Here is a 13,322-nt window from a genome sequence, read left to right on the forward strand (position 1 = left end):
ATGGGTCCCCGCCTTCGCGGGGACGACGATTTTGACGTTGGGGGTAAACCCACGGGCGAGAAATTGCAACGATTCGATACAGAAAATCAATACTTCTTCAAAAAACTGTATCGTATTCTGCACTGCGGCACTACCGCCGCCTCTCCCGGAGAATAAGAATGTCGCCCAAAAAACTCGTCCTGATCCTGAGCCTTGCAGCCGCCATGTCCGCCCATGCGCAAACCGGTCCTTCGACCAGCGGCACCACGGTGTTCATCCCCGCCACCGGCGAGGTGACGCACGCCAACGATGAAGCAACGGTCATGTTCTCGATCGAAGAACAGGACAAGGACAAAGCCGCGGCCGCCTCGCGCGTGAACCGCAAGATGAAGGAGGGGATGGACATCATCCGCTCCGCCGACCCCGGCGCGCAGCTCAAGACCCTGGGCTATTACACCTACCCGGTCTATCCGGAGCAACCCCGCCCGCTGCCCGTGCAGGGCGCGCCGCGCCCCCTGGTGCCGGTCGGCTGGCGCGTCGGCCAGCAGTTGCAGGTGAAGACGCGCAACCTGGCGGCGCTGGAAAAGACCGCCGCCGCCGCGCAGAAGGTGCTGGCGCTGAACGGCCTGAGCTTCGGCCTGGCGCGCGATACCATGAAACGCCTCGACGACCAGCGCATCGCCGAAGCCTACAAGAATCTCAACGAGCGCCTGGCCTCGATCGCGCGCGCGATGGGCCGCAATCCGGCCGACGCCGTGCTCGACACGGTCGACCTCGAAGGCGCCGGCAACGTGCGCCCGCCGATGATGGACGCGGCCGCGCCGATGATGTACTCGCGCGCCGCCAAGGTCCAGCAGGACGTGGCCGAGCCCAGCTTCGAGCCGGGCGAGACCACGCTGCAGATGCATCTGACAGGAAAGGTGAAATTCAAGTAAGAGTGTTCGTTCGCTAACAAGTCACGGGCCGCCCACTATAATGGCGCGGTCGGCGCCTCGCGCGACCCTTACTTGACAGACATATATGGCAACTTTCCCACGACGCAGAAAAGCCGGCGCACCGCTGGCCCCGAAGGCTCCCCGCTCCCGTTTCGGCCGCCGCGCCGACGGCCAGCGCGGGCGCGGCATCTACCTGCTGCCCAACGCATTCACCACCGGGGCCCTGTTCTGCGGCTTCTACGCGATCGTGATGGCGATGAACCAGCGCTTCGACTACGCCTGCTGGGCCGTGTTCATCGCCATGATCCTCGACGGCCTGGACGGCCGCATCGCGCGCCTGACCAACACCCAGTCCGAATTCGGCGCCCAGTACGACAGCCTGTCCGACATGGTGTCGTTCGGCGCCGCGCCGGCGCTGGTGATCTACGAATACTCGCTGCGCGGCCTGGGCAAGCTGGGCTGGATCGCGGCCTTCGTCTACTGCGCCGGCGCCGCGCTGCGCCTGGCCCGATTCAACACCAACATCGCGGTGGTCGACAAGCGCTACTTCCAGGGCCTGCCCAGCCCCTCGGCGGCGGCGCTGGTGGTCGGCTTCATCCTGATGATGACCGACCCCGACGTCAATGTCAGCGCGCGCTCGGTCGACTGGATCAGCTGGATCATCGCCCTGTTCGCGGGCCTGACCATGGTCACCAACGTCCCGTTCTACAGCTTCAAGGACGTCAACTTCAAGAAGTCGGTGCCCTTCATCGTCGTGTTCCTGATCGCGCTGGTGTTCGCGCTGGTGGCGATCAAGCCGGCCGTCGTGCTGTGGCCGCTGTTTGTTTTATACGGTTTATCCGGTTATGTGGTGCTGCTGTGGCGGTTTGCGAAGGGCAAGCCGGTCAGCATCATCCAGACCGAAGACGAATCGTTCGACCCGAGCGAGCGCCGCTAGCCGCCCACGAGGCGGCCGGGTCGCGTTCGCGTAATTTGTTATTGGAGACGTCATGTTTGACCCGAATCGCCTCATCATTTTCGACACCACCCTGCGCGACGGCGAGCAATCGCCCGGCGCATCGATGACCAAGGACGAAAAGGTGCGCATCGCGCGCCAGCTGGAGCGGCTACGGGTGGACGTCATCGAGGCCGGCTTCGCGGCCGCCTCGCCGGGCGACTTCGAAGCGATCCGCGCGATTTCCTCGGTGGTGCGTGAGTCGACCATCTGCTCGCTGTCGCGCGCCAACGACCGCGACATCGCGCGCGCCGCCGAGGCGCTGCAGCCGGCGCCGCGCAAGCGCATCCACACCTTCATCGCGACCTCGCCGCTGCACATGAAAATAAAGCTGCGCATGGAGCCGGAGCAGGTGCTGGAGCAGGCCAGGCTGGCGGTGCGCTTCGCCCGCAACCACACCGACGACATCGAATTCTCGCCTGAAGACGGCAGCCGCTCGGAAGAAGACTTCCTGTGCCGCGTGCTGGAGACCGTGATCGCGGAAGGCGCGACCACCATCAACTTCCCTGACACCGTCGGCTACGCGGTCCCCGAGCAGTTCGGCGAGCGCATCCGCCGCCTGCGCGAGCGCGTGCCCAATTCGGACAAGGCCATCTGGTCGGTCCACTGCCACAACGACCTTGGCCTCGCGGTGGCCAACTCGCTGGCCGGCGTGATGATCGGCGGCGCGCGCCAGATCGAGTGCACCATCAACGGCCTGGGCGAACGGGCCGGCAATACCTCGCTGGAAGAGGTGGTCATGGCGGTCAAGACCCGCGCCGACTACTTCAACCTCACGCTCGGCATCGACACCACCCAGATCGTGCCGGCCTCGAAGATGGTCTCGCAAGTGACCGGCTTCGCGGTCCAGCCGAACAAGGCGGTGGTCGGCGCCAACGCCTTCGCGCACGCCTCGGGCATCCACCAGGACGGCATCCTGAAGGCCCGCGAGACCTACGAGATCATGCGCGCCGAAGACGTGGGCTGGACCGCCAACAAGATCGTGCTGGGCAAGCTCTCGGGCCGCAACGCCTTCAAGCAGCGCCTGCAGGAGCTGGGCCTGGAGCTCGAATCCGAGGCCGAAGTCAACGCCGCCTTTGCCCGCTTCAAGGACCTGGCCGACCGCAAGTCCGAGATCTTCGACGAGGACATCATGGCGCTGGTGTCGGCCGAGGAGCAGGCGCACGAGGGCGAGTACTACCGCTTCGTGTCGATGTCGCAGCGTTCCGAGACCGGCGAGCTGCCGCACGCGCGCATCAGCTTCTCGATCGACGGCAAGGAATGCAGCGCCGAGGCGAGCGGCGACGGCCCGGTCGACGCCATCATCAACGCGATCGAGTCGCAGGCCAACAGCGGCGCCGAGCTGCTGCTGTTCACCATCAACGCGATCAGCGGCGGCCCGCAGTCGCAGGGCGAAGTGCAGGTGCGCCTGTCGCGCGCCGGACGCATCGTCAATGGTGTCGGCGCCGATCCGGACATCGTGGTGGCCTCGGCCAAGGCCTACATCGCGGGCCTGAACAAACTGCAGTCGAAAGTCGAGCGCCTCAACCCGCAAGTGGGACCGTGAAGCGCGCGCACAGTTGCGGCTTGATGACAAGTTCGCTATCGTTGGGGCATCCGTCACCGAAAAAGGATGTCCCGATGATTGCGCGCCTCACATTCCTGTTCGTCGCCCTGGCGATGGCCGTCATTACGTCCGGCTGCGCCGTCGCGACTGACCTCGCGCACAGGACATCCTCGGTCTGCCAGCTGTCGGCCGACGGCGGGGTCAGTTGCGGCGGCCGGGCCACCGGCTGCATGGGCTCCGCGGACGGCAGGTCGGTGGCCTGCGGCGGCGCTGCCACCCAGTGCCTCAAGTCGGTCGACGGCCACGCCGTGGCCTGCGGCGGGCGCGCCGACTACTGCGCCAAATCCACCGACGGCAGCGCCGCGGCCTGCGGCGGCGCGGCGGACTACTGCGAGAAGGCCGCGAGCGGCATTGCCTGCGGCGGCATGTACCGGCCGCGGATGTGGCGGTAGCCCCCCCGAATAAAACTTTTTAGTTAGCACCGTCGTCCCGGCGAAGGCCGGGACCCATGGACGAGTGGCGTTATCGAAAACTCGATATCGCTCCACTGCTCAAACGTTCCATGGGTCCCGTCCCTCGCCGGGACGACGTTCATTTTGAGCCTTCGCACTCCCGTCGAATCGCTACCAAAGCAATAAAAATTGCTATGACATAGCAATTGTTGTGCTATTATAAATCCAGTCAATTACTTCCATAAGGAGGTAATCGATACGAATGAATTCACCACGTGTGCCACAATCAGAGGACAAGAAATGAAAAAGAAATGGATTGTCATACCGTCTTTGCTGGTGCTGACCTTGGCCGGCGTCGCATATTGCACCACGCCCCTGTGGTGGCCTTTATGGGACAACCTCAGGCCGCAGCCCAGGATTGTCGTCGACCGCGCAATGCGGACGGAGGCGCTCGATACGCTGGTGGCGAGGCTGAACGACCACTATGTCTTCCCCGACAAGGCCAGGCAGATCGAAGCGGTCCTGCGCCAGCGCCAAAGCGAGGGCAAGTACGATGGGATAACGGACGGCAAACAACTCGCAAAACAGCTCACGGACGATCTTCACGGCGTAGTCCATGACCTGCATATGTCGGTGTGGTTCCGGCCCGGGATGGTTCCACCCGACGATGCTGGCGGGCCTCCACCGAAGTCGCAAGCGGAGTGGGAGCAGCGCATCAACTTCGGCCAGCGCTTGTTCTTCGGCGTGTACCGCCGTGTGTCCAAGCTTGGCGTGGAAAAGGTCGATCACCTGGGCGCCAACATCGGCTACCTGCAGCTTTCCGGCTTCCCTCCACCTTTCTTCGTGGCCGACAAGTACGCGGCCGCGATGGATAAACTCGCCGACGCCGACGGCCTCATCGTGGACCTGCGCGAAAACAATGGCGGCGGGCCGGACACGGTGGCCTTACTGGTCAGCTATTTCGTCGACCAGCGTACCCGCCTCAACGACATCTGGGACCGCGATACCGGCGTCTCCAGACAGCATTGGACCGAAGATAAGCTCGAAGGGAAACGCTATGGCGGCAAGAAGCCGGTCGTCATCCTGGCCGGCCCGCACACGCGGTCCGCGGGCGAAGACTTCACCTACACGATGCAGGCACTGAAACGCGCCACGGTGATCGGCGAACCGACCTGGGGCGGCGCCCACCCCTCGCGTCCTTTTCGCCTCGGCGATCACTTTTTAGCGGTGATACCCAGCGCGCGCTCCATCAGCCCGATTACCCACAGCAATTGGGAGGGAGTGGGCGTCATTCCGGATGTCGCGGCGGCGCCCGACAAAGCGCTTGAGACGGCAAAGGAACTGCTGCAGCGCCAGATCCACGCTGCGCCGCTTGGCGCTGCCAAGTGATTCGGGCTGGCGACGCCCAGGTATGTATGTTGCCAACCCGGCCACGCTTCGGTATCGTGCGCTGAACCTTAACTCATCTACAACATACCATGACCCTGAAGAGCATCCTGGCCGCCCTGGCCGTCGCCATTTCCGCCTCCGGCTGCGTGATCGCCACCGGCGGCACCGAACACAATGTCGTCACCGGCCAGCAGGGCGCCAATATGTGCCAGGCCTCGGCCGACGGCCACGCGATCGCCTGCGGCGGCAAGGCCAATTACTGCCAGGCCTCGCCCGACGGCCGCGCCGTGGCTTGCGGCGGCCAGGCCAACTTCTGCCAGTCCTCCACCGATGGCCGCGCGGTCGCCTGCGGCGGCATGGCCACCATGTGCCAGTCTTCGAGCGACGGCCGCGCGGTGGCCTGCGGCGGCAAGGCAGCGATGTGCCAGACCTCGGCCGGCGGCAACGCGGTCGCCTGCGGCGGCGCCAGCTGAGCGGGACCGGGCGGCCGGATCAGCGGTTCCGGTCGCCGCGGTCGATGTAGCGCGGGTCCGGCTGGTTCAGCAGCCTCTGCACGATGCCGGCCTGGTCGAACATCACGTTCATCATCGAGTACCAGACATCGTTCTCGAGGTAATGGTAGGACCACACCTCGTAGCCCTGGCGCGGCAGGGTGCTGGTCTCGGCCGGGTGGCCGATGGTGCGCAGCACGTCGTCCTTGCTTGCGCGGCCGAGCGGAATGGTGGCGAACTTGGCGCCGGTGAGCACCTGCTCGAACTTCAGCAGCCGGCCGTCCGGACCCATATGCGCCATCCAGCAGAATTCGCCCATCGGCTGCGCCGTGTATTCGAACTGCTGGCCGCTTCCTTCCGAATAGACCGCGTTCGGGTGGCCCATCTTGGCGATCACCTGCTCGGTGCTGTCGCCGGGGGCGGGGAACTGGCGGAAGGCGGCACAGCCAGCCAGCATGCATACCGCCGAAAGTGTTGCTAGTTTTGCCATGACGGCCATGATGACACCTCACGAAGCCACCAAAACACTGGTTTGGCGACCAGATTTCGCATATACTACGCGGTCTGGCCGAAAGGCTGGTCTTTATCAACGTAATCACGGTGTGCTGGGTTCCGACTCGATGCACCGCATGTGAAAGGCAACATCATGACCGTAGAAAACATCAACAAAGCCGCGATTATCGCGGACAACGCACGTGGCCAGAACGATACCGGTTCGCCGGAAGTCCAGGTCGCCCTGCTGACCGCACGCATCAACGAGCTGAACGGCCACTTCAAGACCCACCAGAAGGACCACCACTCGCGCCGCGGCCTGATCGCCATGGTTAACCGCCGCAAGAGCCTGCTCTCCTACCTGAAGAGCAAGGACCTGAACCGTTACCGCGACCTGATCGCCAAGCTCGGCCTGCGTAAGTAATTGCGCCAGCCGGCTTAGCCCGCAAAAATGCCCGCCAGTTCAAGCTGCCGCGGGCATTTTTCGTTTTTGTTGTTTCATTGTTTTTGCTGTAAGGGTGGAAATTCCGGAGGAGACCGCCCCGTGGTGAGGTGAACGACAGCTCCTGAAAATCTGTCGGCAAATAGAAAGGGATTACCCATGTTTAACAAAGTTACGAAAACCTTCCAGTACGGCCAACACACGGTCACCCTGGAAACTGGCGAGATCGCCCGCCAGGCATCCGGCGCCGTCGTGGTGTCGGTGGAAGATACCGTGGTGCTGGCAACCGTGGTGGCCAAGAAGGACGCCAAGCCGGGCCAGGACTTCTTCCCGCTGACGGTCGACTACATCGAGAAAAGTTACGCGGCCGGTAAGATCCCCGGCGGTTTCTTCAAGCGTGAAGGCCGTCCGTCCGAAAAAGAAACCCTGACCTCGCGCCTGATCGACCGTCCGATCCGCCCGCTGTTCCCGGAAGGCTACCTGAATGAAGTGCAGGTGATCATCCACGTGCTGTCGGTGAACCCGGAAATCGATCCGGACATCCCGTCGATGATCGGCGCCTCGGCCGCCCTGTGTATCGCCGGCATCCCGTTCAACGGCCCGATCGGCGCCGCCCGCGTCGGCTACGCCAACGGCCAGTACATCCTGAACCCGACCACCACCCAGCTCAAGACCTCGCAGATGGACCTGGTTGTGGCCGGCACCGAGCACGCCGTGCTGATGGTGGAATCGGAAGCGCAGCAACTGTCGGAAGAAATCATGCTGGGCGCGGTCGTCTATGGCCACACCCAGATGAAGGCCGTCATCGACGCCATCCACGCCCTGGTCGAAGAAGGCGGCAAGCCGGAAGTCGAGTGGGCCCCGGCGCCGAAGAACGAAGCGCTGATCGCGCAAGTGGCCCTGCTGGCCGACGCCAAGATCCGCGACGCCTACCAGACCCGCGAAAAATCGGCGCGCCAGCAAAAGCTGAAGTCGCTGTCGACCGAAGTGCTGGCCGGCCTGGCCGAGCAGAACATCGAAGCCGATGCGGCCGAAGTGGGCAACATCCTGTTCGACATGGAAGCCAAGGTCGTGCGTTCGCAGATCCTGGAAGGCGAGCCGCGCATCGACGGCCGCGACACCCGCACCGTGCGCCCGATCTCGATCCGCAGCAGCGTGCTGCCGCGTACCCACGGCTCGGCCCTGTTCACCCGCGGTGAAACCCAGGCGCTGGTGATCGCCACCCTCGGCACCGCGCGCGACAGCCAGAAGATCGACGCGCTGATGGGCGAGTACACCGACGACTTCATGATGCACTACAACATGCCTCCGTTCGCCACCGGCGAAACCGGGCGTGTCGGCACCCCGAAGCGCCGCGAAATCGGCCACGGCCGCCTGGCCAAGCGCGCGCTGATCGCCGCGCTGCCGTCGCCGGAAGAGTTCAGCTACTCGGTGCGCCTGGTCTCGGAAATCACCGAGTCCAACGGCTCCTCGTCGATGGCTTCGGTGTGCGGCGGCTGCCTCGCGCTGATGGACGCCGGCGTCCCGATGAAGGCCCACGTGGCCGGCATCGCGATGGGCCTGATCAAGGAAGGCGGCAAGTTCGCCGTGCTGACCGACATCCTGGGTGACGAGGACCACCTCGGCGACATGGACTTCAAGGTGGCCGGCACCGCCAACGGCATCACCGCGCTGCAGATGGACATCAAGATCCAGGGCATCACCAAGGAAATCATGCAGGTCGCGCTGGCCCAGGCCAAGGAAGGCCGCCAGCACATCCTCGGCGAAATGCAGAAGGCCATGCCGCACGTGCGCACCGAGCTGTCGGACTTCGCACCGCGCCTGATCACCATCAAGATCAATCCGGAGAAGATCCGCGACGTGATCGGCAAGGGCGGCGCCGTGATCCGCGCGCTGACCGAAGAGACCGGCACGCAGATCGACATCACCGACGAAGGCGTGGTGACCATCGCTTCGGTCGACGCTGCTGCAGGCCAGGAAGCCAAGCGCCGCATCGAAGAGCTGACCGCTTCCGTCGAGATCGGCAAGACCTACGACGGTACCGTGCTCAAGCTGCTGGACTTCGGCGCGATCGTGCAAGTGATCCCGGGCAAGGACGGCCTGCTGCACATCTCGCAGATCGCCAACGAGCGCGTCAACGCCGTGGCCGACTACCTGAAGGAAGGCCAGCACGTGCGCGTGAAGGTCATCGAGGCCGACGAGCGCGGCCGCCTGAAGCTGTCGATGAAGCAGGCCGAAGCGGCCGGCGCCGAGGCTGCTGTCGAGTAATCGACCCGCAGCGTCTCGCCAGCAAAACCGCCAGTGCGCAAGCCTGGCGGTTTTTTTTTATGTTCCACTGACTCCGATCCAACGTCGCTGAGAAGAGATACGTACTCTGCCTGAGTTCACCGTTCGCCGAACGGGATACGACCGACTTGGGATATTCTGATGAACGAGAATGGGAATAAAGTGGTCGAAAGACTGGCGCGAGGCGCCGTCCGGGACGACGTCAAAGGAAGAGTTCGGCAGATTGTGAAAGGCGGTGGCCGAGAGCAGATGCAGCGCGATTTCATCGACCTCATTGGGCGCGCTACGCAAACTCGTGTCGACACGCCTAAAGGCCCTCTGCGTCTCGCGGAGCTCGAGGATGGCAGCACAGTGTCAGCCCGCGGCTTTTCCTCAGGAGGTCAACCAAGCATTCAAGTAAATGACCCGAACAGCAGGCAAATCGTGAAGGTGCGTTATGAAGAGTAAGCAGACTTTGGATTCCCTTGGCGCGCTGCGCGGCAGGTACGGCATCGAGGTCGATGCCAAGTATTGGGAAAGCCGGGAGGTTCCCGGCGGTGTGGGCCTACCGGACGAGGTCGTCGCGTCACTCGCCTTGGCGGCACGCCGGTACGATGACCGGAGTGCCGTGGCCTACGAAATGGAGAGCTCGAACAAAGAATTCGCTCCGTTGACTGTTTCACTTGACCAGGAAGGATTCGACACCTTGAGGCGATCCATGCTTTCGCATTTCGACCTGGTGCTTGTCCCGCCGTCGAAGAAGTGGGCCTTGGTGTTGAGCCATGAACTGGACGGCATTCTGCTTGGCCCTGAGCATTTCTTGGCGAAACTTTGACTCCAAAACGGAGAAGCCATTCCAGAGCTCAACAATTGCGATGCCGCCCGGACAGAGGTGTTCGTCTTTCAACGGAGGGCACTGCGCGAGGTCATGGAAAGTTAGAGGTCGGCATCTACAATGGGTTGCGAAGGCGGCCGGGACCGTAGTGATGCGGCGCCTGGCGCAGCGAACAATCGCGGCGAACGACAGGCAACCCAGATGGCTACTCCAGGCTTTTGCGCGGCCAGCGCCGCGCCAGGCACGACAGCGCATTTCAACGAGTCCGACATCCAGCTGCTGGCACGCATCCGGCTGGTGCTGGCGGTTTCGGCCCTGTTCGTCGCGATCGTCGACCAGGCGGGACATCGCGCGGCGGAGGCGGTCGGCTTGTTCCTGTTGTCGTGCTACCTGCTGGCTGCGGGGGTTGCGTATGCCGGCGTCCTGAAGGGGCTGCGCTGGGCCGGCGCCACCCTGATGCACCGGCTGGACGCGGCGGCCTGCGCGGCGATGGCCGCGACCGGCGAGTCCGACATCTTCTCGCTGGTCTTCCTGTTCTTCGCGATCGTCGCCGCGTCGCTGCGCTTTGGACTGGACGAGGGCGCGCGCGTCACCTTCGCCGCGGTCACCCTGTACTGCGCCGCGACCATCGCCGCCTCGCCCGGCGCGGTGCCCGCGCGCGTGTTCCTGCAAGCCGCCGTGCTGCTCGGATTCGGTCGCGCCATCGCGCAGCTGGGCGAACGCCAGATCCAGGCCGCGCGCCGCCAGGCCCTGCTGGCGGAGCTGAACCAGGTCGCCAATCCACGCTTCGGCATCGACCGCACCATGACCGCGGCGCTGGAGCGCCTGCGCGCCTTCTTCGGCGCCGAGCGCTGCATCGTCCTGATCGAGGAGCAGGAAAGCGGCCGGCACACATTGCGCGCGGTGCGCGCCGGCGGGCCGCCGGTGCTGGCGGCCGAAGCGGTCGACGCGGCGCTCGCCGGCGCCATGCTGCCGGAGCCGCGCGCGCATGCGCTGCTCTACGTGCGGCCGTGGCGCCGCGGCGCGCCCGCGCTGGCGCTGAGCCACGCCGGCGCCGGCCCCTGGCTGCAGCGCGACGAAGGCCAGATGGGCCAACTGGCCGCGCTGCTGGAGGCGGCGTCCTTCATCAGCGCGCCCCTCGTGTTCGAACGCGGCAGGGGACGGGTGTACGTGATCGCTGCCAGCCGCCATCTCGGCCGCGCCGATGCGCTGTTCCTCGCGCGGATCGCGGCGCACGAACTGGCCGCGATCGACCGCATCGGCCTGCTCGACCGCCTCGCGTCCGATGCCGCTGCGCTGGAACGCAAGAAGATCGCGCTCGACCTGCACGACACCGCGATCCAGTCCTACATCGGCCTGCAGCTCGGCCTTGCCACCGTGTGCCGCAAGGCCGCGCCGTCCAATCCCTTGGCGGCTGAGCTGGACAAGCTGGCGGCGATGGCGGCCGAGGTGGTGGTCGAGCTGCGCGACTACGCGCGGCACGCGCCGGCCGGCACGGCGGACGGCGAGCCGATCTTCGTCTCCGCCCTGCGGCGCCAGGCGGCGCAAGCGAATGCGGCCTACGGCGTCGACGTGCGGATCGAGACCGCGGGCACGATCGCGCTGGGCGACCGCCTCACCGCCGAAGTGCTGCAGATCGTGCGCGAGGGGATCAGCAATGTGTGCCGCCACACGGCCGCGAAACGGGCCGCGGTCTCGCTGCGCTGCGGCGGCGAGATCCTGCGCATCGAAATCAGCAACGAGCACGGCGCCATGGCGCCGCCGGCATTCCGGCCGCGCTCGATCAGCGAGCGCGCCCAGGCGCTCGGCGGCAGCGCCTTCGTGCGCGAGGGCCGCTTCAACGACACCATCGTCTGCGTGGAGATCCCATTATGAGCCACGGCTTGCAGGAAGCGGGCGGCACCATCCGGGTCCTGCTGGTCGAAGACCACCAGACCATGCTGTGGGGCCTGCAGACCCTGGTCGACGCCGAACGCCCGCGCATGGAAGTGGCCGGCACGGCGCGCAGCTGTCCCGATGCGCTCGCCAACGCCGCCCGGCTGGCGCCGGACGTGATCCTGCTCGACCTCGACCTGGGCGGCGTGTCGATGATCGAATTCCTGCCGGAGCTGCTGGCCAGCGGCCTGTCGCGCGCGCTGGTGCTGACCGCCTCGCACGACACCGACCTGCTGGACCAGGCGGTGCGGCGCGGCGCGCGCGGCATCCTGCACAAGGAGGTCGCGGCCAGCCAGGTGCTCAAGGCGATCGAAAAGATCCATCGCGGCGAACTGTGGTTCGATGCGGCGACCATGGACCGCGTGTTCGGCCAGCTGCTGCGCGCGCGCAGCGCCCCGCAGCCGGAACCGGCGCCGCACGCCAGCCTGACCGCGCGCGAACGCGCCATCGTCAGCGCCGCCGTCCAGCACAGCGGCAGCGCCAACCACGAGGTGGCGCAGCGCCTGTTCATCTCCGAGCACACGCTGCGCAACCACCTGACTTCCATCTACCGCAAGCTCAACGTGAGCAACCGGCTCGAAATGTACGTCTACGCGATCCGCCACGGCCTGGTGCAGCCCGATGATGCGCGCCATGGCGGGCCCCCTTTCAGCGGGCGGCAAGAATCGGCGTGATGGTGCGCACGATGACGATCATGGCCGGCCCCAGCACGACCATGATGATCGCCGGGAAGATGAACAGGCATAGCGGCACCAGCATCTTGGTCGGCACCTTGGCGGCATGCTCCTCGGCCCGCACCTGGCGTTTGTGGCGCAGGTCGTCGGAGAACACCCGCAGCGATTCGCCGATGCTGGTGCCGAACTTGTCGGCCTGCGACAGCATCGTGGCGAAGGTGCCGATCTCCTCGATCCCGGTGCGCAGGGCCAGGTTGCGCAGCGCCTGCGCGCGGCTGGCGCCGGCCCGCATCTCCAGGTTGGCCAGGTGCAGTTCCTCGGCCATGGCGCGGCTGGCGGTGCCCATCTCCTCGGCGATCCGGGTCAGGGCCGCGTCCAGGCCCATGCCGGCCTCCACGCACACCAGCATCAGGTCGGCGGCGTCGGGGAAGTTCTCGAACAGCTCGCGGGTGCGTTCGCGCAGGCGCCGCCATAGCCACAGGTTGGGCAGGTAGCAGCCGGCCAGCGCCGCGATCCCGAGGTACATCATCAGGCTCATGTCGTCGGCGCGGGTGAAGGCGCGCAGCGGCAGCCAGGTGGCTGCTGCCAGCACCACCGGCAGCACCGTCTTGCAGCCGAAGTAGATCAGGCGCGCGTCCTCGCGGCGGATGCCGGCATGGATGAAGCGCAGGCGCAGGGGGGCGTTGTCCCAGTCGCCGCTGGGCGCGAGCACGCCGGCGAACGGACCGACCGCCTGCGCCACCGTCGCGGTCCAGTCGGACTTGGCGGACGGCGGCCCGAGCGTTTGCAGGCGCCGGTCCAGGCGGTTCGGCACCAGCAGCAGGAACAGGCCGCCCGCGGCGGCGGCCACGGCCAGGAACACCAGGATGGCAAGCACGAGCATCATGTTCTCC

Annotated in this window: 14 protein-coding genes; 12 read left to right on the top strand and 2 right to left on the bottom strand. The window is 65.6% G+C overall.

The genetic code is table 11. The features are described 5' to 3' along the window. Window positions 1-158 precede the first annotated feature (158 nt). From NX778_RS00440 to NX778_RS00465, 6 genes are all read left to right on the top strand, one after another. Window positions 159-914 carry an SIMPL domain-containing protein gene (locus NX778_RS00440; RefSeq protein ID WP_258809721.1) on the top strand — a complete coding sequence of 252 codons (756 nt, stop codon included), beginning with the start codon at window positions 159-161 and terminating at the stop codon, window positions 912-914. 85 nt (window positions 915-999) lie between these two features. After that, on the top strand, window positions 1,000-1,851 hold the full coding sequence (gene pssA, locus NX778_RS00445; protein WP_258809722.1) for a CDP-diacylglycerol--serine O-phosphatidyltransferase: 852 nt from the start codon (window positions 1,000-1,002) through the stop codon (window positions 1,849-1,851). A gap of 52 nt (window positions 1,852-1,903) precedes the next feature. After that, on the top strand, window positions 1,904-3,454 hold the full coding sequence (locus tag NX778_RS00450) for a 2-isopropylmalate synthase (RefSeq protein ID WP_258809723.1): 1,551 nt from the start codon (window positions 1,904-1,906) through the stop codon (window positions 3,452-3,454). Between the two features lie 74 nt (window positions 3,455-3,528). After that, entirely contained in the window at window positions 3,529-3,906 is a 378-nt protein-coding gene (locus NX778_RS00455; protein WP_258809724.1) for a hypothetical protein, read from the top strand. Between the two features lie 300 nt (window positions 3,907-4,206). Further along, on the top strand, window positions 4,207-5,295 hold the full coding sequence (locus NX778_RS00460; RefSeq protein WP_258809725.1) for a S41 family peptidase: 1,089 nt from the start codon (window positions 4,207-4,209) through the stop codon (window positions 5,293-5,295). A gap of 89 nt (window positions 5,296-5,384) precedes the next feature. Next, window positions 5,385-5,768 carry a hypothetical protein gene (locus NX778_RS00465; protein ID WP_258809726.1) on the top strand — a complete coding sequence of 128 codons (384 nt, stop codon included), beginning with the start codon at window positions 5,385-5,387 and terminating at the stop codon, window positions 5,766-5,768. A gap of 19 nt (window positions 5,769-5,787) precedes the next feature. Here NX778_RS00465 and NX778_RS00470 read toward each other — a convergent pair whose 3' ends face one another. Beyond that, window positions 5,788-6,243 carry a hypothetical protein gene (locus NX778_RS00470; RefSeq protein ID WP_258809727.1) on the bottom strand — a complete coding sequence of 152 codons (456 nt, stop codon included), beginning with the start codon at window positions 6,241-6,243 and terminating at the stop codon, window positions 5,788-5,790. A 189-nt stretch (window positions 6,244-6,432) separates the two neighbouring features. On the opposite strand from NX778_RS00470, the gene rpsO reads away from it, so the two are divergent. The 6 genes from rpsO (at window position 6,433) to NX778_RS00500 (ending at window position 12,429) form a co-directional block, all read left to right on the top strand. Then, the gene (gene rpsO / locus NX778_RS00475; RefSeq protein WP_258809728.1) at window positions 6,433-6,702 is read left to right on the top strand and encodes a 30S ribosomal protein S15; all 270 of its coding nucleotides are present in this window, start codon (window positions 6,433-6,435) and stop codon (window positions 6,700-6,702) included. A gap of 177 nt (window positions 6,703-6,879) precedes the next feature. Next, window positions 6,880-8,988 (top strand): polyribonucleotide nucleotidyltransferase, encoded by a 2,109-nt coding sequence (gene pnp / locus NX778_RS00480; RefSeq protein WP_258809729.1) that lies wholly within the window; start codon window positions 6,880-6,882, stop codon window positions 8,986-8,988. Between the two features lie 159 nt (window positions 8,989-9,147). Further along, window positions 9,148-9,453 (top strand): hypothetical protein, encoded by a 306-nt coding sequence (locus NX778_RS00485; protein WP_258809730.1) that lies wholly within the window; start codon window positions 9,148-9,150, stop codon window positions 9,451-9,453. Then, window positions 9,443-9,820 carry a hypothetical protein gene (locus tag NX778_RS00490; RefSeq protein ID WP_258809731.1) on the top strand — a complete coding sequence of 126 codons (378 nt, stop codon included), beginning with the start codon at window positions 9,443-9,445 and terminating at the stop codon, window positions 9,818-9,820. The genes NX778_RS00485 and NX778_RS00490 overlap by 11 nt, the downstream gene beginning before the upstream one ends. A gap of 201 nt (window positions 9,821-10,021) precedes the next feature. Further along, entirely contained in the window at window positions 10,022-11,695 is a 1,674-nt protein-coding gene (locus NX778_RS00495; RefSeq protein ID WP_258809732.1) for a sensor histidine kinase, read from the top strand. Beyond that, on the top strand, window positions 11,692-12,429 hold the full coding sequence (locus tag NX778_RS00500) for a response regulator (protein WP_258809733.1): 738 nt from the start codon (window positions 11,692-11,694) through the stop codon (window positions 12,427-12,429). Before NX778_RS00495 ends, NX778_RS00500 begins: the two co-directional genes overlap by 4 nt. On the opposite strand, the gene NX778_RS00505 is transcribed toward NX778_RS00500, so the two are convergent. After that, window positions 12,404-13,315 carry a type II secretion system F family protein gene (locus NX778_RS00505; protein WP_307727882.1) on the bottom strand — a complete coding sequence of 304 codons (912 nt, stop codon included), beginning with the start codon at window positions 13,313-13,315 and terminating at the stop codon, window positions 12,404-12,406. The two genes, NX778_RS00500 and NX778_RS00505, sit on opposite strands and share 26 nt — an antisense overlap. Window positions 13,316-13,322 lie beyond the last annotated feature (7 nt).

Source organism: Massilia terrae (assembly GCF_024753145.1).
Taxonomy (GTDB): Bacteria; Pseudomonadota; Gammaproteobacteria; order Burkholderiales; family Burkholderiaceae_D; genus Telluria; species Telluria terrae.

Bases quoted from the DNA above. Each gene is read 5' to 3' on its own strand.
- NX778_RS00440 (WP_258809721.1), top strand. From the start codon at position 159: ATGTCGCCCAAAAAACTCGTCCTGATCCTGAGCCTTGCAGCCGCCATG.
- pssA (WP_258809722.1), top strand. From the start codon at position 1,000: ATGGCAACTTTCCCACGACGCAGAAAAGCCGGCGCACCGCTGGCCCCG.
- NX778_RS00450 (WP_258809723.1), top strand. From the start codon at position 1,904: ATGTTTGACCCGAATCGCCTCATCATTTTCGACACCACCCTGCGCGAC.
- NX778_RS00455 (WP_258809724.1), top strand. From the start codon at position 3,529: ATGATTGCGCGCCTCACATTCCTGTTCGTCGCCCTGGCGATGGCCGTC.
- NX778_RS00460 (WP_258809725.1), top strand. From the start codon at position 4,207: ATGAAAAAGAAATGGATTGTCATACCGTCTTTGCTGGTGCTGACCTTG.
- NX778_RS00465 (WP_258809726.1), top strand. From the start codon at position 5,385: ATGACCCTGAAGAGCATCCTGGCCGCCCTGGCCGTCGCCATTTCCGCC.
- NX778_RS00470 (WP_258809727.1), bottom strand. From the start codon at position 6,243: ATGCTGGCTGGCTGTGCCGCCTTCCGCCAGTTCCCCGCCCCCGGCGAC.
- rpsO (WP_258809728.1), top strand. From the start codon at position 6,433: ATGACCGTAGAAAACATCAACAAAGCCGCGATTATCGCGGACAACGCA.
- pnp (WP_258809729.1), top strand. From the start codon at position 6,880: ATGTTTAACAAAGTTACGAAAACCTTCCAGTACGGCCAACACACGGTC.
- NX778_RS00485 (WP_258809730.1), top strand. From the start codon at position 9,148: ATGAACGAGAATGGGAATAAAGTGGTCGAAAGACTGGCGCGAGGCGCC.
- NX778_RS00490 (WP_258809731.1), top strand. From the start codon at position 9,443: ATGAAGAGTAAGCAGACTTTGGATTCCCTTGGCGCGCTGCGCGGCAGG.
- NX778_RS00495 (WP_258809732.1), top strand. From the start codon at position 10,022: ATGGCTACTCCAGGCTTTTGCGCGGCCAGCGCCGCGCCAGGCACGACA.
- NX778_RS00500 (WP_258809733.1), top strand. From the start codon at position 11,692: ATGAGCCACGGCTTGCAGGAAGCGGGCGGCACCATCCGGGTCCTGCTG.
- NX778_RS00505 (WP_307727882.1), bottom strand. From the start codon at position 13,315: ATGATGCTCGTGCTTGCCATCCTGGTGTTCCTGGCCGTGGCCGCCGCC.